The 17,088-nt window shown below is 61.2% G+C and carries 21 protein-coding genes; 18 read left to right on the forward strand and 3 right to left on the reverse strand.

Features of this window, described 5'->3' with window-relative positions:
* Positions 1-7: 7 nt before the first annotated feature.
* From RL_RS28565 to RL_RS28580, 6 genes are all read left to right on the forward strand, one after another.
* Entirely contained in the window at positions 8-205 is a 198-nt protein-coding gene (locus RL_RS28565; protein WP_028743215.1) for a hypothetical protein, read from the forward strand.
* Between the two features lie 33 nt (positions 206-238).
* Positions 239-415, forward strand: coding sequence for a hypothetical protein (locus RL_RS40280; RefSeq protein WP_003555675.1), 177 nt, complete (start codon positions 239-241; stop codon positions 413-415).
* A gap of 13 nt (positions 416-428) precedes the next feature.
* The gene (locus RL_RS40285) at positions 429-578 is read left to right on the forward strand and encodes a hypothetical protein (protein ID WP_003555674.1); all 150 of its coding nucleotides are present in this window, start codon (positions 429-431) and stop codon (positions 576-578) included.
* A 70-nt stretch (positions 579-648) separates the two neighbouring features.
* Positions 649-1,230 (forward strand): RBBP9/YdeN family alpha/beta hydrolase, encoded by a 582-nt coding sequence (locus tag RL_RS28570; protein ID WP_011654268.1) that lies wholly within the window; start codon positions 649-651, stop codon positions 1,228-1,230.
* Between the two features lie 11 nt (positions 1,231-1,241).
* Positions 1,242-1,550: a hypothetical protein gene (locus tag RL_RS28575; protein WP_028743214.1), complete on the forward strand. Its 309-nt coding sequence runs from the start codon at positions 1,242-1,244 to the stop codon at positions 1,548-1,550.
* 3 nt (positions 1,551-1,553) lie between these two features.
* The gene (locus tag RL_RS28580) at positions 1,554-2,321 is read left to right on the forward strand and encodes a gamma-glutamylcyclotransferase (RefSeq protein WP_011654270.1); all 768 of its coding nucleotides are present in this window, start codon (positions 1,554-1,556) and stop codon (positions 2,319-2,321) included.
* Between the two features lie 24 nt (positions 2,322-2,345).
* Here the strand turns inward: RL_RS28580 and RL_RS28585 are convergent, their stop codons facing one another.
* From RL_RS28585 to tauA, 3 genes are read right to left on the reverse strand one after another with little or no spacing between them, the layout of a single operon-like run.
* On the reverse strand, positions 2,346-3,200 hold the full coding sequence (locus RL_RS28585; RefSeq protein WP_011654271.1) for an ABC transporter permease subunit: 855 nt from the start codon (positions 3,198-3,200) through the stop codon (positions 2,346-2,348).
* Entirely contained in the window at positions 3,197-3,985 is a 789-nt protein-coding gene (locus RL_RS28590) for a taurine ABC transporter ATP-binding protein (RefSeq protein WP_011654272.1), read from the reverse strand. Before RL_RS28590 ends, RL_RS28585 begins: the two co-directional genes overlap by 4 nt.
* 56 nt (positions 3,986-4,041) lie before the next feature.
* On the reverse strand, positions 4,042-5,055 hold the full coding sequence (gene tauA, locus RL_RS28595; protein WP_028743212.1) for a taurine ABC transporter substrate-binding protein: 1,014 nt from the start codon (positions 5,053-5,055) through the stop codon (positions 4,042-4,044).
* A 216-nt stretch (positions 5,056-5,271) separates the two neighbouring features.
* On the opposite strand from tauA, the gene RL_RS28600 reads away from it, so the two are divergent.
* The 12 genes from RL_RS28600 to RL_RS28655 all read left to right on the forward strand — a co-directional run bounded on the left by RL_RS28600 (position 5,272) and on the right by RL_RS28655 (position 17,088).
* On the forward strand, positions 5,272-6,633 hold the full coding sequence (locus tag RL_RS28600; protein WP_011654274.1) for an FAD/NAD(P)-binding protein: 1,362 nt from the start codon (positions 5,272-5,274) through the stop codon (positions 6,631-6,633).
* Between the two features lie 197 nt (positions 6,634-6,830).
* Positions 6,831-7,523, forward strand: a complete 693-nt coding sequence (locus tag RL_RS28605; RefSeq protein ID WP_011654275.1) for a GntR family transcriptional regulator — start codon at positions 6,831-6,833, stop codon at positions 7,521-7,523.
* Between the two features lie 416 nt (positions 7,524-7,939).
* Positions 7,940-8,542 carry an amino acid synthesis family protein gene (locus tag RL_RS28610; RefSeq protein ID WP_011654276.1) on the forward strand — a complete coding sequence of 201 codons (603 nt, stop codon included), beginning with the start codon at positions 7,940-7,942 and terminating at the stop codon, positions 8,540-8,542.
* Between the two features lie 15 nt (positions 8,543-8,557).
* Positions 8,558-9,403: an alpha/beta fold hydrolase gene (locus RL_RS28615; protein WP_011654277.1), complete on the forward strand. Its 846-nt coding sequence runs from the start codon at positions 8,558-8,560 to the stop codon at positions 9,401-9,403.
* Positions 9,400-10,335, forward strand: coding sequence for a flavin reductase family protein (locus RL_RS28620; protein WP_011654278.1), 936 nt, complete (start codon positions 9,400-9,402; stop codon positions 10,333-10,335). The genes RL_RS28615 and RL_RS28620 overlap by 4 nt, the downstream gene beginning before the upstream one ends.
* On the forward strand, positions 10,332-11,372 hold the full coding sequence (locus RL_RS28625) for an LLM class flavin-dependent oxidoreductase (protein WP_011654279.1): 1,041 nt from the start codon (positions 10,332-10,334) through the stop codon (positions 11,370-11,372). Before RL_RS28620 ends, RL_RS28625 begins: the two co-directional genes overlap by 4 nt.
* 4 nt (positions 11,373-11,376) lie before the next feature.
* Positions 11,377-12,840, forward strand: a complete 1,464-nt coding sequence (locus RL_RS28630; RefSeq protein WP_011654280.1) for an aldehyde dehydrogenase — start codon at positions 11,377-11,379, stop codon at positions 12,838-12,840.
* Positions 12,841-12,845: 5 nt separating this feature from the next.
* The gene (locus RL_RS28635; protein ID WP_003538302.1) at positions 12,846-13,169 is read left to right on the forward strand and encodes an NIPSNAP family protein; all 324 of its coding nucleotides are present in this window, start codon (positions 12,846-12,848) and stop codon (positions 13,167-13,169) included.
* Positions 13,170-13,213: 44 nt separating this feature from the next.
* Positions 13,214-14,224 (forward strand): ABC transporter substrate-binding protein, encoded by a 1,011-nt coding sequence (locus tag RL_RS28640; RefSeq protein WP_011654281.1) that lies wholly within the window; start codon positions 13,214-13,216, stop codon positions 14,222-14,224.
* Positions 14,225-14,337: 113 nt separating this feature from the next.
* Complete coding sequence (locus RL_RS28645) at positions 14,338-15,210, forward strand: ABC transporter permease (RefSeq protein ID WP_011654282.1); 873 nt, start codon at positions 14,338-14,340, stop codon at positions 15,208-15,210.
* A gap of 1 nt (position 15,211) precedes the next feature.
* Entirely contained in the window at positions 15,212-16,012 is an 801-nt protein-coding gene (locus tag RL_RS28650) for an ABC transporter permease (RefSeq protein ID WP_011654283.1), read from the forward strand.
* Positions 16,009-17,088, forward strand: coding sequence for an ABC transporter ATP-binding protein (locus RL_RS28655; protein ID WP_011654284.1), 1,080 nt, complete (start codon positions 16,009-16,011; stop codon positions 17,086-17,088). Before RL_RS28650 ends, RL_RS28655 begins: the two co-directional genes overlap by 4 nt.

Consider the following 17,088-nt stretch of genomic DNA (forward strand, 5'->3'; position numbering starts at 1 on the left):
CGTCGCCATGACTCGATCTCAGGAAGCAACGATCACCGATGTGGAAAGGCCTGGGCCAAGCGAGCAATTGTGGAGCGTCTTCGAATTCGCCCGGCGCTATCGTCTCGCCAAACGCGAGGAGAACCGCCTGCTGATGCTCTATGGACCGACGGCATCGCTTCACGTTCTTCTAGCCAATGCACAACGTCATTCGCTGATTTCCTAACCGAAGAATACCGGTTCCTGACAGGAGGTTCGCATGAAGCTTGACTTCCACTTCTGGCTAAGACTCACGATTGGCCGGCTGCTAGAGCCGAAGACGCCGGCTGCGCACGAGCCTGTAAACGGATTGCGTGCGCGGGACGACGAGCGCGACCGGTCCGCCCGCGAATACGAACTCCACTATTGGGGCGCGATGCCCGGCCTTTGGTATTGAGGAGAATTGTGTGATGGCGATTGTCGTTGAGACCGACCTGCGTCGGCACGGTGCGAGAAGAGCGGAAGGCAGCGTCATGCCGCATTTCAGGCATGCGGCCGGAATCTGCACGATCGTCAGCTCTTTCACATTCCTGTTCGCCCTGGTGATCGGGTGGATCTGATGAGTGATGTCCGATGTTTGCCCCGATCGGGAAAAAGACCGACGCGCAGCTTCAGAGAGGAAGCCGTCAGATGATCGACGTACTTATTCTTCCCGGGCTTTTCGGCTCGGGAGAAGGGCATTGGCAACAGCATTGGCTGCAGGATCACCCGGGCAGTCGTCTAGTCGCTCAGGACGACTGGGACCATCCGAACCTTGACAACTGGCTGCTGCGATTGGAAGGCGCGCTTGAAGAGGCCGGCGAGGCCTATCTGGTTGCCCATAGTCTCGGCTGCCTGCTTGCCGCCCGCTTGGCCGGGCGAAGTGCGGCCCGTCGCGTCAAAGGAGCGTTGCTCGTTGCTCCATGCGATCTGCCGGTCACGGAAAACCTGCATCCCGGGCTTATCTCGTTTGGCGCCATGCCGACGGCGCCTTTGCCCTTTCAGAGCATCGTCGTCGGCAGCATGAACGATGCCTACATGACGGTCGATCGCTTGACCCTGTTCGGCCGCTTGTGGAACGCAGAGACCCGGAATATCGGCCTTGCCGGGCACATCAATGTCGCTAGCGGCTTTGGCCGCTGGCGCAACGGCTACCGATTGCTGGAGGGCTTGAAGACGCAAACGCGCGGTCGAAGGCATGTCGTTTCCATGCCGCCGGCCTTTGCTATGTGAGTGGTATCGCCATGTCCGACATTGTCGCCGACCTGCTGCGCCTTAGCGAAGATCCGAATGCCGACCCGAGGACCCGGCGCCGCCAAACCATGGAGCGGCTGGTGCAGACGCTGCTCGCCATGGCAGATACCGAAATGGGATCGGAAGATCCGCAGCATCGCCATTCCATCATTCATTTGACGACGATCATCCGCAAGATGACGGGAAGGATCGCAGAGGCCGATGATGCGACGTTTTCGGCAATCGTCAGGGAGGCCGCGATGCTGATACGCAGCCTGCAGCGGCGCCAGGCCGATGCGGCCAGATTTACGGTGCACTGACGCATGACGGATATCCGGGAGCATAAGCTGGTGACGATCCGGGGAAGCAAACTCTTGATGACCGGATCAACAATGGCTCTGACGGACGAGCTCGTATCGCTGAGCCTTCGCCCCGCGATCGATGTCGGCCCCGAGCCACATCGAAAACCGCTGACCGAAGCCGAGGTGGAGATGCTCGCCAACCGGCTTCTCCATGAGTCTACCGGCGCCCCGCTTTGGATCTTCGCCTATGGATCATTGATATGGAAGCCGGACTTCGACGCCGTCGAATCGCAGCATGGCGCAACAAGAGGGTGGCATCGCTCCTTCTGCCTGCAGATGACCCGCTGGCGGGGAACGCGGTCCCAGCCGGGACTGATGATGGCACTTGATCGTGGTGGACGTTGCAACGGCATCGTCTTCAGGCTTGCCGATGATGATCGCCTTGGCCAGATTCGGCGGTTGATCCGCCGTGAGGTCGGCACGATCGAAGACGCAGCGACGGTTCGCTGGATCCCGGTCGCGACCGCACATGGGCTGGTGCGCGCGCTGGTCTTTTGGGCTGGTCCGAAAGGCGAGCGTGTTTCCCGCAAATTGCCGCTGGAGACGGTGGCGCAGGTGCTTGCGAGAGCCTGCGGACACATGGGCTCCTGCGCCGAGTATCTGTATCTGACGGTGAAACATCTGGAAGAACGTGGCATCCGGGACCGCAATTTATGGCGGCTTCAGAAGCTGGTCGCAGCCGAGCTCGTCGCCATACACGGGCTGAACGCCGCGGCAGGAAGCCACTGAATATCGCTCCCTGGCGCCCTCCGGTCAGAGCTTGCCCTTCCAGGGCACGAGGTACGCCTCCAGAAACCGGATGGCGGCCGAGAAGGTGAACGCGCAGATCGCGATGATGCCGATACCGACGAAGACGACGTCGGTCGCCAGGAACTGTGAAGCCGACATGATCATCAAACCGATCCCGCGCGTGGAGGCGATCAATTCAGCCGCAACCAGCGTACCCCAGCCGACACCGAGCGCAATTCGAATGCCGGTGAGGATCTCGGGCAGGGCCGACGGCAGGACGATATCAAGGAAGAGCTGCAGCCGGCTCGCGCCCAGCGAACGCGCGGCATTGACGCGCTCGATCGGCAGCGCACGGACGCCGGCCTGGGCCGAGAGGCAGATCGGTGCGAACATCGCAAGCACCAGCAGCGTGATCTTCGACGTCTCGCCAATGCCGAGCCAGATGATCATCAGCGGCAGGTAGGAGAGCGGCGGAAGCGGCCAGTAAAACTCGATCGGCGCGTCGAGCACCCCTTTTGCCCATCGGTTCAGCCCCATGAGCAATCCGAGCGGGATGCCGGCGGAGACGGCGATGAGGGCGGCGACGACGATGCGGAACAGGCTTGCAAAAACATGCGCGGACAGCGACGCTCCGGCGTAACCGTCGCGATAGATGGCGCCGATCTGTGTCAGCACCTCGTCAGGACGCGGCAGAAACAAGTGTGGAACGACACCGAGCGCAGAGACGACCCACCACAGCAGCAGTATGGCCAGCGCTGTCGCAATGCTGATGGCCACCGTCGATTTCTCGCCGGCTCCAAAGCCCGCCATTTTCACCAGCTTGACCTGATGGTCCTCGCTACCCGCCGCAATCGGCGGTGCCTGCACTATATCGCTCATGCGGCGCTCCTGAGGTCTTCGGTGCTGTGGAGAATGGCGCGGATCTCCTCGCGCAGCTCGGCAAATTGCGGTGACGCCTTGATTGATCGGGCGTCGCCGGTTTCGGCGAAGCGGCGAACAAAATCCAGATCGAAGCGTGCAACGACGCGCCCCGGTCGAGGTGACATGACCAGGACCTGCGTGCCCAGGAACAAGGCCTCTTCAATCGAGTGCGTGATGAAGAAGACCTTCTTTGCCGTCTTATCCCAGATGGAAACCAGCAGTTCCTGCATCTGCTCGCGCGTCAGGCTGTCGAGTGCGCCGAACGGCTCGTCCATCAGCAGGATGTCGGGATTTGTTGCCAGAGCCCGTGCGATGCCGACACGCTGGCGCATGCCGCCCGACAGCTCGTAGGGAAAAGCGCCGGCGAATTCGTCGAGACCGACGAGCCGGAGCAGCTCCAGGGCGCGCGCTTGGCGCTCCCTGCGCTTGACCCCGGCGAATTTCAAACCGAGCGCGACATTGTCGATCACCGATTTCCAAGGCAGCAGCGAATCTTTCTGAAAAACGACGCCACGATCTGCGCCGGGTTGTTCGACCGCGCGGCCATCGAGCGTGATCCGGCCATCCGAAAGCGGAAGGAAGCCGGCAATCGCGTTGAGAAGGGTTGATTTGCCGCATCCCGAAGCGCCGAGTGCGACGACGAAGCCCCGTTCGGGAATATCGAAGGAAACGCGATCGAGCGCGTGAACGGTCCGCCCGTAGCGGGCTGCGAAGAAAACGCTGGCGTGATCGACTTTAAGCATGTTGCCGCTCGCAAGTTCGATGCCGGCGCGGTAAGCCGCGCCGGCGCTGGGGAGGATCAGTTGCTGACGCCGGTGAGGGCATCTGCGCTGACGAAGGCGCCGTAATCCGCCTGTACATCGGAAACCTTGCCCTGTTCCTTCAGGAACGATGCCGTGTCCTTGAGAATCTTGCCGGCACCCGCCTTTTCGCCGCCGCCAAGCCAGGCATCCGATGCCTGAACCTCAGGCGTCAGCAGCGTCAGGTTCTTCAGGGCCGAGGCCTGCTGGTCAGGTGTCCCGCCGAGAAGCTTGGCAAGCGACTTGGCGTTGTCGCTGTCGGGACCCCAGGCGGATTTGTCCGATGCGAAGGATGCGTAGTATTTGTTGATGACCGAAGCGAAGCCCTTCAGAAAGTCCGGGTTGTCGGCAGCAAATTTCGAGGCCGCGACCCAGGCGGAGAATGTCGGTGCACCCTTGTCTGCCACGTCCTTGGAGGTCACGAGAACCTTCCCGTTCTTCTTCAGTTCGGTGAGCGCCGGATCCCAGACGAAGCCGCCATCGATATCGCCGCGATTATAGCTGGCGACGATTTCGGGCTGGGGGATGGCGAAGACCTGAACGTCTTTTTCGGTCAGGCCCAGCGATTTGATCAGCGCCAGCAGCTGATAGTGGTCCGTGGATACCGGCGCGGCAGCAAGCTTCTTGCCCTTCAGATCATTCAGGCTTTCGATACCGGAGCCGTTGCGGACGACGAGAGCCTCGTCGATGCCCGAGATGGAGGCGAGGTAAAAGGCCTTGACCTCGAGACCGCGTGACACTGCTGCCGCAAATGGGCTGGAGCCGACATAGCCGATCTGGACGTCGCCGGAGGCAATGGCGGCGAAGATTTCGGCGCCCGAATTGAACCTGCGGAAGTCGATGTCGTATCCCGTCTCCTTGGCGAATTCGCCATTGGCGATCGCAACGGAAGATGGCAAGGCGTCGGTCTGATAGGCGACAACGACCTTCTTGTCCGCCGCTTCGGCGACAACAGCCGTTGCAAAAGTGCCGACGCCGACGGCGATCGCGGCAACCAAATTCCTGAAATTCATCTTGAGCCCCTTTGTTCAGGGCCGGACGGCCCTTGATCTCACCCTCAAAAGCGTAATGGTTGGGGAGGGGCTAGCGGGAGAAATAACAAACTATATTTATAGACAATAGAGATAATTGTTTCGTGATTCTGCCGCTTGTGCGATCAACAGGGACCGGCGAGCGACATTGGGCTTGAATGACGAAATGTCTCGATGACGCTCTGAGCTTCAGGGAGAATGCATTTGGCATATGATGTTATTGTGGTCGGTTCCGGTTTTTCAGCGATCGCGGTTACCTGCAATCTCATCGAGCAGCTTCCCGCTTCGGCGAAGGTCGCCGTCGTCGGCGACGATCCTGGCTTCGGCCGCGGGACGGCGTACCGAACGGAGCTCTATCTCCATCGCCTCAATGTTCCCGCCGGCCGCATGAGCCTGTTGCCGCATCAACCCGACGATTTTGTCGACTGGCTGAAAAGCCATGGACGCCCGTTGCAGGCCGGCGATTTCGCCTCGCGCAGCGATTACGGTCTTTATGTCCGCGATACGCTTGCGCGGCTGCTTCGAAAACGGGACGGCCGCTGCCGGGTCGATTTCATCAAGGCCAAGGCGGCGGGATGCGTGGAACGTTACAGCAGCACGCTGGCCTTCCATCTCGGCAACGGCGACGAGATTGCCGGCAAAAACGTGGTGCTGTGCCTCGGCGTCGGGAACGCAACCCTGCCGGTCGCTCCGGACGGCGTCCCGCCATTGCTGCGATCGCGCATCGTCGAGAACCCGTGGCGACTTTCGTGGCTGAGGCGCGTCGCACCATCCGATGCGGTGTGTATCCTCGGATCCGGCCTGACGATGATCGATCAGGTGCTCGCGCTTCGCGCCCATGGCCACGCCGGCAAGATCGATGTGCTTTCGCGGCGGGGGCTCGCACCGCTCGGACACGCGTGGAAGCCGCCAGCACCTCTGCCGATCGACGTCGAGACGCTTCCAGATACGATCAGCGGCATATTGAAGACCCTGCGGGGAAAGAGCAGGACGGTTGCCGACTGGCGAGCCGTGATGGACGGTCTGAGGCCTGCAACGCAGGCTCTCTGGCAACGGCTTTCGAGCAAGGAGCGGGCACGCTTCCTCAGGCATGCGCTTCCCTGGTGGAACATCCATCGTCACCGGGTCGCGCCTGACGTGTTCGACAGGTTTGAGAAGCTGGTCTTAGACGGAACCGTTCGTTTCCACGCGGGCTTCCTGAAATCGCTCGGGGCCGAGGAGGGCCGGCTCGTTGCCAGCTACAGGGTCAGAGCGACGCGCGAGATCGCCGAGATCAGGGCGGACTGGCTCGTCAACTGCACGGGAATGGAGCGGGCCGGGATCAGTCATTCACCGCTTTTGAAGGAAATGAGTCGCTTTGAGTTGATCGTCCCCGATCCTCTTGGTCTTGGGATCCAGGTGGATGCCGCTTCCGAGGTGATAGCCCCGTCCCGTATCTCGCCGGCCCGACTATTTGCGGTCGGCGCCCTGACGGCAGGACAATTCTGGGAGATCACGGCCGTTCCGGATATCCGGGTGCAGGCCAAAGTCGTGGTCGAGGAGATTGTTTCGAGAGGCTAGCTCCCGACGTGTCGGCAGCAGATCAAAGCTAGAGCGTCCTTTGCGCGTCTGAAAAGACGGGCGGCGCTATAGGTCGGCGGCGCTTGTTGAATTGCCGGCCGCCGACAGCTACAGTATCTGGTACGCCATAATACGATTCTTGCATTCGGCCGCGGCGGCGGAAGTTGAGCGTGCAAAGTCCAACACTGAGGTAGACAATGAGCGGTGCTCTGAAGGACGCAATTCGAGTCGAGCGTCCTGCAAAGACCTTGCGCGAATTGGCGCTCGACAAGGTCCGCGAAGCCATCGTCAACGGATATTTTCGTCCCGGAGATCGCCTTGTCGAGCGTGACCTCTGCGCCCAGCTCGGCGTCAGCCGAACAGTCGTGCGCGAGGTTCTGAGGCATTTGGAATCGGAAGGGCTTGTCGCCAATCTGCCGAACAAGGGGCCGATCGTCGCGCAGCTCGACATCGACGAAGCCAAGCAGATCTATGAGATCCGTGGCGCGCTGGAAGGCATGGCGGCGCGGCTGTGCGCGGAGCGCCGCAGCCCGGAGATCGTCGCTGCGCTGGAGGAGTCGCTGGCCGGGATCCGCAACAGCTACCGTGACAACGACATGGCGGCTGTGCTGACGAACACCTCTTCCTTCTATCACACCCTGTTCACCATGGTTGACAGGAACGTTGCCTGGGGTGTCGTCAATCTCCTCACCGTGCGCATAAACCACCTGCGCTCGATGACGATCAAGACGGAGAGACGCGGCATCGAAGGGCCGCTGCAGATGTCGAAGATCGTCGACGCCATCCGCCGCGGCGACGGCGAGGGGGCTTACCGGGCCGCGATGGATCACGTCGCCGCCGCAAGCGCGATTGCCGAAGCGGTGCTATCCGCCAAGAAGCCTGCCGACTAAGCACGAGCGAAGTCCTGACGGTTCCCCCCGCACGCCCTGGCAAAGCGCTCCTCTAAGCTGCCGATATCACTCCATTCGCGATGATGTTCCGTGCAATTTAGCGGAATCCATACTCCGCGCTTGACACCCAACTTTGTCCAATGTGATGGTATGCCATATTAAGTAATATATAAGGCGGCACCATGAACTGGGATGACCGTGACTTCTGGACTCGGCCTGCCTCCGCGGGGCGCCGCCATGCCGTTTGTCAGCTGACAACGCGCTGAATGGGAAGAAAGCGCTGCCCGCAGAGTCGAGAGTGAGCGCGCGCCAAATTGAAAACTCCGCCTCTGCCTGAACTGGGTCCTCTCAGGAACCAACTTGACACCTATATATTATGGTATACCATAATACGATACTGAGAAATGAGGTGCTCGATGGCCATTCAAATTCGCAAGACGGGACTGCAGATCGAAACGACGCTGATCGAAGGCGGCAAGGCCGCGGCGGTTCCGCTGAAGCTGTTTACCGCCTTCGCGGTCGTGAAGAATCCCTGGGCCGGTCGCGGCTTCGTCGACGACCTCAAGCCCGAAATTCACGCAGGCGCTCCGGTGCTCGGCGAGTTGCTGACCAAGATGATCATCGATGCGGTCGGGTCCGGCGATGCTGTCGAGGGATATGGAAAGTCTGCTGTCGTCGGCCTGGACGGCGAGATCGAACACGGGTCCGCGCTTATCCACACGCTGCGTTTCGGCAATTTTTATCGCCAAGCCGTCGGCGCCAAGTCGTATCTCGCCTTCTGCAACACACGCGGTCCGGCCAACGCGCCGATCATGATCCCGCTGATGGACAAGAACGATGAAGGCCGACGTTCGCACTATCTGACCATCCAGACATCGATCCCCGACGCGCCTGCTGCCGACGAGATCGTCGTGGCTCTTGGTGCTTCGATAGGCGGGCGCCCGCATCACCGCATCGGCGACCGGTACCAGGATCTGAAAGACCTGGGGCAGGACGTTGCCAATCCTGCGGGCGTTTGAGGGAGCGGCTCTGAGATGCTGACAGCCGGATCGACCACACGCACCGCTGCAGCAACAAACGCCGCCGGTGCCTTGCCGCGAAAGAAGACGGCAAGCGGGACGGCCTATCACGAGGCCGGCAGCGGTGAGCCGCTGGTTCTCATTCATGGCGTCGGCATGCGGCTCGAGGCCTGGGCGCCGCAGATCGCATTCCTGTCTGCAGGCCATCGCGTCATCGCCGTCGACATGCCGGGACATGGGGAGAGCGCAAAGCTGCCGGCGGGCAGCCGGCTCGAGGAGTTCGTCGCCTGGTTCGGACGCTTTCTCGACGAGATGGCAATCGACACCGCAAATGTTGCCGGGCACTCGATGGGCGCACTGGTTTCAGGAGGGGCGGCCGCGACCTTTGGCGAGCGTATCAGCCGTGTCGCCTACCTCAACGGCGTCTACAGGCGTGACCCTGAGGCAAAGGCCGCCGTGCTCGCGCGCGCTGCCGCCATTCCGATGTCGGGCGTCGACAAGGAAGGCCCTCTGGCCCGTTGGTTCGGCGATGATGCAGACAGCGTCACCGCGCGTGAATTGACGCGAAAATGGCTGAACCTCGTCGATCCCCAGGGATATGCCGTCGCTTACGCCGCCTTCGCGGGAGGAGACGAGACCTATGCTGACGGCTGGAAAGACGTGGCTGGTCCGGCGCTGTTTCTGACGGGGTCCGATGATCCGAACTCGACGCCCTTGATGGCGACGCAAATGGCAGAGCTTGCGCCGCGGGGCTACGCCCGCATCGTCGAAGGTCATCGTCATATGGTGAACCTGACCGCGCCTGATATCGTCAATTCGCTGCTCGCTGAGTGGCTGTCGTTCGGGGAGGATGAACGATGACAATCCAGACTGTCGACCCAAGAGCACTGCGAGATGCATTCGGGGCTTTTCCGACCGGGGTGACTGTCGTCACCGCCTGCGACGGGGAAGGACATCCGATCGGCTTCACAGCGAACTCCTTCACCTCGGTCTCGCTCAATCCACCGCTTCTCCTCGTCTGCCTTGCCAAGACGTCGCGCAATTTTGCCATCATGACCGGAGCGCAGCATTTTGCGATCAACGTGCTTTCGGAAACGCAGAAAGACGTGTCGAACACCTTTGCACGCCCGGTCGAGGACAGGTTTGCGGCGGTCGAATGGGCGAAGGGATCGGCAGGCTGCCCGATATTCTCGAACGTGGCGGCCTGGTTCGAATGCGCCATGGAAGAGGTCATCGAGGCTGGCGACCACGTCATCTTGATGGGCCGCATCGAAGCTTTCGACAATAGCGGCCGCAACGGTCTCGGCTATGCGCGTGGCGGTTATTTCACGCCGACGCTGGCAAGCAAGGCAGTGTCGGCGGCAAGCGAAGGCAATATGGAACTTGCAGCCGTTGTCGAGCGCCGCGGGGAAGTTCTGCTGCTCGGCGAGGATGTGCTCTCCCTGCCAAGCGTCGACGCCCATGATGGCAGCCCGACCGAGGCATTGCAAAAATACCTGGAAACGCTCACTGGGTTGAAAGTCAGCATCGGCTTTCTCTATTCGGTTTATGAGGGCAAGAGCGACGGCAAGCAGCACATCGTCTATCACGCCGTTGCCGGAGAGGGCGAGCCTGCCGGCGGCAGGTTCCTGAAGCCTGACGCATTGGTTGCGGCAAAGTTCAAGACCAGTTCGACTGCCGATATCGTCAACCGTTTTGCGATGGAAAGCTCGATCGGCAATTTCGGCGTCTATTTCGGCGACGAGACCGGCGGCACTGTTCACCCAATTCCAGTCAAGGACGCAAAAGCATGAAGTTCTCCCTCTTCGTCCATATGGAACGGCTCGATGCCAGCCAAAGCCACAAGAGCCTCTACGAGGAATTCGTCGCGCTCTGCGAGATCGCCGACAAGGGCGGCATGCACGCGATCTGGACGGGCGAGCACCATGGCATGGATTTCACCATCGCGCCCAATCCGTTCGTGACCATTGCTGATCTCGCGCGCCGCACATCGCGGGCACGGCTTGGGACGGGAACGGTGATTGCCCCCTTCTGGCATCCGATCAAACTCGCCGGCGAGGCGGCCATGGCCGATATCATCTGCGATGGACGACTCGACATCGGCATCGCGCGGGGGGCCTATTCCTTCGAATACGAACGTCTGCTGCCCGGTCTCGATGCCTGGGGTGCTGGCCAGCGCATGCGCGAGCTCATCCCGGCGGTCAAAGGCATATGGGCCGGCGACTACGCCCATGACGGGGAATTCTTCAAGTTTCCGTCGACCACGTCGGCGCCGAAACCGCTGCAGCAGCCGAACCCGCCCATATGGGTTGCGGCGCGCGATCCGAACTCGCACGAATTTGCCGTCGCCAACGGCTGCAACGTCCAGGTCACACCGCTCTGGCAGGGCGACGACGAGGTTCAGTCGTTGATGGAGCGCTTCAACGATGCCTGCGCCAAGAATCCCGAGATCGAGCGGCCCAAGATCATGCTGCTGCGCCATACCTATGTCGGTTCGTCAGAGGACGATGTCGCCCAGGCCGCCCATGAACTCAGCGTCTACTACAATTATTTCTTCGCCTGGTTCAAGAATGAGAAGCCGGTTACCCAGGGTCTGATCGAACGGATCCCGGACGAACAGATCAGAGCAAATGCGATGTTGTCGGACCAGGTCATGCGCACCAACAATGTCGTTGGCGACGCTGAGACCGTCATCGCCCGGCTCAAGGCGTATGAAGCGCTCGGCTATGACGAATATTCCTTCTGGATCGACACCGGCATGAGCTTCGAGCGCAAGAAGGCGTCGCTCGAGCGCTTCATCACCGAGGTCATGCCGGCATTTCAGGAGTAAGACCATGCGGCGTTTCCAGCACTACATCGACGGCGAATTTTCAGATGGCGAGGCCAGCTATGCGAGCATCGATCCCGCCTCCGGCGCGGTCTGGGCGGAGATGCCCGAAGCGCGCGAGGGCGATGTCGGTCGGGCTGTCGACGCTGCCGACAGGGCACTTTACGACGGCGCCTGGCCGAAAATGACGGCCACCCAACGCGGCAAGCTGCTCTGCAAGCTGGCCGACCTGGTTGCTGCCAACGCGCAGGTGCTGGCTGAACTGGAGACGCGCGACACCGGCAAGATCATCCGCGAGACATCGGCGCAGATCGCTTATGTCGCCGAATACTATCGCTACTATGCCGGCATCGCCGACAAGATCGAAGGCGCCTACCTGCCGATCGACAAGCCCGACATGGATGTCTGGCTTCGCCGCGAGCCGATCGGCGTCGTTGCGATGGTCGTGCCGTGGAACAGCCAGCTGTTCCTGTCTGCGGTGAAGATCGGACCGGCACTCGCCGCCGGCTGCACGATGGTCGTCAAGGCCTCGGAAGACGGGCCGGCGCCACTTCTCGAATTTGCGCGTCTCGTGCACGAGGCAGGCTTTCCTGCCGGCGTCGTCAACATCATCACCGGTTTCGGCGCCTCCTGCGGCGCCGCCCTCGGGCGGCACCCGAAGGTCGCCCACGTCGCTTTTACCGGCGGCCCTGAAACCGCCCGGCACGTCGTGCGCAACTCGGCCGAAAACCTCGCCTCCACCTCGCTTGAACTTGGCGGCAAGTCGCCGTTCATCGTCTTTGCCGATGCGGACCTCGAAAGTGCGGCCAATGCCCAGGTCGCAGGCATCTTCGCCGCGACAGGCCAGAGCTGTGTTGCCGGATCGCGCCTCATCGTCGAACGCAGTATCAAGGATAAATTCGTCGCCCTGCTGCGCGAGAAGGCGGAAGCGATCCGTATTGGCGCGCCACTCGATATGGCGACCGAAGTCGGCCCGCTTGCCACCAAGCGCCAGCAGGACAATATCGGCGCCCTCGTCGCCAAGTCGATCGAAAGCGGCGCCCGCCTCGTCACGGGAGGGCGCAAGATTGATGGCGAAGGCTATTATTTCCCGCCGACGATTCTCGATTGCGACGATGTCGCCTCGCCCTCGTTGACAGAGGAATTCTTCGGGCCGGTCCTGTCCGTCGTGTCGTTCGAGACGGAAGCCGAGGCGCTGCGGCTCGCCAACGATACCCGTTATGGCCTGGCTTCCGGCGTCTTCACCCAGAACCTCACCCGGGCGCACCGGCTGATGAAGGGGCTGCGTGCCGGGATCGTCTGGGTCAACACCTACCGCGCCGTCTCGCCGATCGCGCCGTTCGGCGGTTTCGGCCTGTCAGGCCATGGCAGGGAAGGCGGCATGGCCGCGGCGCTCGACTATACCCGTACCAAGACGATCTGGCTCAGGACATCGGACGATCCGATCCCCGATCCCTTTGTGATGAGGTAGCGCCGATGTTTTACGAAATCCGGACCTACCGGCTGAAGAACGGCACCATCCCGCAATATCTCAAGGTCGTCGAGGAAGAGGGGATCGAGATCCAGAAGAGCCATCTCGGCACGCTCGTCGGTTACTTCTTTTCGGAGATCGGAACGATCAACGAGATCGTCCACATCTGGGCCTTTGCGAGCCTGGACGACCGGGAGGCGAGGCGCCAGAGGCTTCTGGCCGATCCCCGATGGCAGGCCTTTCTGCCCAAGATCCGCGATCTGATCGAGGTGGCGGAAAACAAGATTATGAAGCCAGCTAACTTTTCTCCCAGGAGCGAGGCGCACTGACGGCATAAGGCATACAGGACAAACCAGAACAAGGATAAGGGAACATGAAAACAACATTTGCTGTCGCGGCGGTCGCCGCATTCGTGGCTGTGTCCGTACCGGCGCACGCCGACAACATGGTCTTTTCGAGCTGGGGAGGAACGACCCAGGACGCGCAGAAGGCTGCATGGGCCAGCCCGTTCACGGAGAAGACCGGTATCACCGTCGTACAGGACGGACCGACGGACTACGGCAAGCTCAAGGCGATGGTCGAGGCCGGTCAGGTCACCTGGGACGTGGTCGACGTCGAAGGCGATTATGCCGCCCAGGCCGGCAAGAATGGCCAGCTCGAGAAACTCGATTTCTCCGTCATCGATAAATCCAAGCTCGATCCGCGCTTCGTGACCGACTATTCGGTCGGCAGCTTCTATTATTCCTTCGTGATCGGCTGCAATGCCGATGCCGTCAGCGCCTGCCCGAAGACATGGGCTGACCTGTTCGACACGGCAAAGTTTCCGGGAAAGCGCACATTCTACAAGTGGTCGGCTCCTGGTGTGATCGAAGCGGCGCTGCTTGCCGACGGCGTGGCCGCCGACAAGCTCTATCCGCTTGATCTCGACCGCGCCTTCAAGAAGCTCGATACGATCAAATCGGATATCGTCTGGTGGTCGGGCGGTGCACAGTCGCAGCAGCTTCTGGCATCCGCCGAGGCTCCCTTCGGCAGTATCTGGAATGGCCGCATGACCGCGCTTGCGGCGAGCGGTATCAAGACCGAGACCTCATGGGAACAGAACATCACCGCTGCGGATTCGCTCGTCGTGCCGAAGGGTTCGCCGAACGTGGAAGCCGCGATGAAGTTCATTGCAATGGCGACCTCGGCCGAACCGCAGGCCGCCCTTGCAAAAGCCACCGGATATGCGCCAATCAACGTTGACTCGGCCAAGCTGATGGATCCGGAGACGGCCAAGACCCTGCCGGATCAGCAGACGGCCAGCCAGGTGAATGCCGACATGAACTACTGGGCTGATAATCGCGATGCCATCGGCGAGAAGTGGTACGCCTGGCAGGCGAAATAGCCTGAAACTTGAGACGGATGGGCACGGCGAATGTTCGCCGTGCCTCCCGCAGCGCCAGTGCCCGTTTGACCGGCCACGGCGCCTGTGGAAATTGACGGGTGGGAAGGACTGTCATGTCGACATATAGCGATGCCTCCGCTGCAATTGCGCCCCTGCCAAAGGCGCGCAAGGCAACAGGGTTTGGGGGGGTCCTTCCGGCGCTCGCCTTCGTGGCGATCTTTTTCATCGCGCCGGTGGCGGTACTCCTGCTGCGCAGCGTGCTGGAACCGGTGCCGGGCTTTGGAAACTATGCGCAGCTGATCGGATCCGCGACCTATCTCAAGATTTTCGCCAACACCTTCATCGTCTCGGGTCTCGTCACCGCGATTTCGCTGCTGATCGGATTTCCCGTTGCCTGGGCGCTGGCAATCATGCCCGGGCGCCTCACCTCGGTAATCTTTGCGATCCTGCTCCTGTCGATGTGGACCAACCTGCTGGCCCGCACCTATGCCTGGATGGTGCTTTTGCAGCGGACGGGGCTCATCAACAAGATGCTGATCGGAATGGGGCTGATCGACAAACCTTTGGCACTGGTCAACAACCTGACCGGGGTCACCATCGGCATGACCTATATCATGCTGCCCTTCATCATCCTGCCGCTCTACGGCGTGATCAAGAAGATCGACCCGTCGACCCTGCAGGCGGCAGCACTTTGCGGCGCCAATCGGTGGCAGTGCCTGACCCGTGTCCTGCTGCCCTTGGCCATGCCCGGCATGGCGGCTGGCGCCCTTATGGTCTTCGTCATGTCGCTTGGTTATTTCGTCACGCCGTCGCTTCTCGGCGGCACTGCGAACATGATGCTCGCAGAGCTGATTGCGCAATTCGTGCAGTCGCTGGTCAATTGGGGAATGGGAGGTGCTGCGGCGCTGGTTCTCCTCGTGGTGACCCTGCTGCTTTATGCCGTGCAGCTGCGCTTCCTCGGCAACCAAAACCCGGGAGGGCGTTGACATGTTGCTCAATTTCGACCGCCTCGGCTGGTGGAAATACATCCTGCTGGCGATCACGCTTCTGACTGCAGCCTTTCTGCTGCTGCCGATCGTCTTTATCGCGGCGCTCTCCTTCGGCTCCTCGCAATGGCTGATCTTTCCGCCGCCCGGCTGGACGCTTCAATGGTACAGCGAGCTCTTTGCCGATCCGCGCTGGCTGGAATCGGCCTGGACGAGCTTCAAGATCGCGGTCATCGTGACGATCCTGTCGGTGCTGCTCGGGCTCGTGACCTCCTTCGGGCTGGTGCGCGGTTCGTTCTTGTTCCGCGATGCGCTGAAAGCGCTGTTCCTGACGCCGATGATCCTTCCCGTCGTGGTTCTTGCGGTCGCCCTTTATGCCTTCTTCCTGAGGATTGGTCTTGGCGGCACGTTGGTAGGCTTCGTCATTTCGCACCTGGTTCTCGCACTGCCCTTCTCGATCCTCTCCATCTCAAGTGCGCTGGAAGGCTTCGACAAATCGATCGAGGATGCGGCGGTTCTGTGCGGCGCCTCGCCTCTGGAAGCAAAGATCAGGGTCACCCTGCCGGCGATCAGCCATGGGCTGTTTTCGGCGGCCGTCTTCTCGTTCCTGACATCCTGGGACGAGGTGGTGGTGGCGATCTTCATGTCCAGCCCGACCCTGCAGACGCTGCCGGTAAAAGTATGGGCGACGCTGCGGCAGGACCTGACGCCGGTTGTCGCTGCGGCGTCGACCCTTCTCATCCTTTTGACGATCCTCTTGATGGCGCTTGTTGCCGTCGTGCGTAAGGTACTGAAACAATGAAAGAACCATTCCTTCAGATCCGCGGAATACGCAAGGAATACGGCCCGGTTGTCGCTGTCCACGACGTCAATCTCGACGTACGGCGCGGGGAGTTCCTGACCTTTCTCGGCCCGTCCGGATCCGGGAAAAGCACGACCCTCTACATCCTGGCCGGCTTTGAAACTCCGACGAAAGGCGACATCACGCTGGAGGGCAAGACCCTGCTCGCCACGCCGTCGCACAAGCGCAACATCGGCATGGTGTTCCAGCGCTACACCCTGTTTCCGCATCTGACGGTGGGCGAAAACATCGCATTTCCGCTGAAGGTCCGGCGCAAGTCCAAGGCCGAGGTCGACAGCAAGGTGAAGGAGATGCTGCGCCTCGTCAGGCTCGAAGGCTTCGAGGATCGCAAGCCCGCGCAAATGTCCGGCGGTCAGCAGCAGCGCGTCGCCCTTGCCAGAGCCCTTGCCTATGATCCGCCGGTGCTTCTGATGGACGAGCCGCTGTCGGCGCTCGACAAGAAGCTGCGCGAGGAAATCCAGCATGAGATACGCCGGATCCACCAGCAGACCGAAGTGACGATCCTCTACGTCACCCACGACCAGGAGGAGGCGCTGCGGCTCTCCGACCGGATCGCCGTCTTTTCCAAGGGCGTCATCGATCAGATCGGGACGGGCCCGGAACTCTACGCCAATCCGCGGACCCGCTTCGTGGCAGAATTCATCGGCGACAGCGATTTCATTTCATGCGACCTGCTGTCATCCTCCGATGGGCAGGCCACCATTTCGCTTGGCGGCGGGAGCGTCTTCAATCATATTCCGGTGCATGGAAAAGGAACCTCCGGGACGAGGGCAGCCCTGATGCTGAGGCCGGAGCGCATTCGGTTGTCGCGAAACCAGGCAGCAGGAGCGGGTCTTGCCGCAACGGTCAGCGACATTACCTTCCTCGGCAACAATATTCACGTCTCGACCGAGACGGCGACAGGCGAGGCGCTGGCGGTTCGTTTGCCGTTCGGTCACGAGGCTATCGCGGGGCTCAGCCGCGGAGATATAGTCCATCTGAATTTCGATCCCGGTGCCGCTCACGTATTCTGTTGA

The organism is Rhizobium johnstonii 3841, from assembly GCF_000009265.1.
Lineage (GTDB): Bacteria > Pseudomonadota > Alphaproteobacteria > Rhizobiales > Rhizobiaceae > Rhizobium > Rhizobium acaciae.

What these genes read in the sequence shown, in the direction of transcription:
- RL_RS28565 (WP_028743215.1), top strand. Translation starts at nt 8, where the DNA reads ATGACTCGATCTCAGGAAGCAACGATCACCGATGTGGAAAGGCCTGGG.
- RL_RS40280 (WP_003555675.1), top strand. Translation starts at nt 239, where the DNA reads ATGAAGCTTGACTTCCACTTCTGGCTAAGACTCACGATTGGCCGGCTG.
- RL_RS40285 (WP_003555674.1), top strand. Translation starts at nt 429, where the DNA reads ATGGCGATTGTCGTTGAGACCGACCTGCGTCGGCACGGTGCGAGAAGA.
- RL_RS28570 (WP_011654268.1), top strand. Translation starts at nt 649, where the DNA reads ATGATCGACGTACTTATTCTTCCCGGGCTTTTCGGCTCGGGAGAAGGG.
- RL_RS28575 (WP_028743214.1), top strand. Translation starts at nt 1,242, where the DNA reads ATGTCCGACATTGTCGCCGACCTGCTGCGCCTTAGCGAAGATCCGAAT.
- RL_RS28580 (WP_011654270.1), top strand. Translation starts at nt 1,554, where the DNA reads ATGACGGATATCCGGGAGCATAAGCTGGTGACGATCCGGGGAAGCAAA.
- RL_RS28585 (WP_011654271.1), bottom strand. Translation starts at nt 3,200, where the DNA reads ATGAGCGATATAGTGCAGGCACCGCCGATTGCGGCGGGTAGCGAGGAC.
- RL_RS28590 (WP_011654272.1), bottom strand. Translation starts at nt 3,985, where the DNA reads ATGCTTAAAGTCGATCACGCCAGCGTTTTCTTCGCAGCCCGCTACGGG.
- tauA (WP_028743212.1), bottom strand. Translation starts at nt 5,055, where the DNA reads ATGAATTTCAGGAATTTGGTTGCCGCGATCGCCGTCGGCGTCGGCACT.
- RL_RS28600 (WP_011654274.1), top strand. Translation starts at nt 5,272, where the DNA reads ATGCATTTGGCATATGATGTTATTGTGGTCGGTTCCGGTTTTTCAGCG.
- RL_RS28605 (WP_011654275.1), top strand. Translation starts at nt 6,831, where the DNA reads ATGAGCGGTGCTCTGAAGGACGCAATTCGAGTCGAGCGTCCTGCAAAG.
- RL_RS28610 (WP_011654276.1), top strand. Translation starts at nt 7,940, where the DNA reads ATGGCCATTCAAATTCGCAAGACGGGACTGCAGATCGAAACGACGCTG.
- RL_RS28615 (WP_011654277.1), top strand. Translation starts at nt 8,558, where the DNA reads ATGCTGACAGCCGGATCGACCACACGCACCGCTGCAGCAACAAACGCC.
- RL_RS28620 (WP_011654278.1), top strand. Translation starts at nt 9,400, where the DNA reads ATGACAATCCAGACTGTCGACCCAAGAGCACTGCGAGATGCATTCGGG.
- RL_RS28625 (WP_011654279.1), top strand. Translation starts at nt 10,332, where the DNA reads ATGAAGTTCTCCCTCTTCGTCCATATGGAACGGCTCGATGCCAGCCAA.
- RL_RS28630 (WP_011654280.1), top strand. Translation starts at nt 11,377, where the DNA reads ATGCGGCGTTTCCAGCACTACATCGACGGCGAATTTTCAGATGGCGAG.
- RL_RS28635 (WP_003538302.1), top strand. Translation starts at nt 12,846, where the DNA reads ATGTTTTACGAAATCCGGACCTACCGGCTGAAGAACGGCACCATCCCG.
- RL_RS28640 (WP_011654281.1), top strand. Translation starts at nt 13,214, where the DNA reads ATGAAAACAACATTTGCTGTCGCGGCGGTCGCCGCATTCGTGGCTGTG.
- RL_RS28645 (WP_011654282.1), top strand. Translation starts at nt 14,338, where the DNA reads ATGTCGACATATAGCGATGCCTCCGCTGCAATTGCGCCCCTGCCAAAG.
- RL_RS28650 (WP_011654283.1), top strand. Translation starts at nt 15,212, where the DNA reads ATGTTGCTCAATTTCGACCGCCTCGGCTGGTGGAAATACATCCTGCTG.
- RL_RS28655 (WP_011654284.1), top strand. Translation starts at nt 16,009, where the DNA reads ATGAAAGAACCATTCCTTCAGATCCGCGGAATACGCAAGGAATACGGC.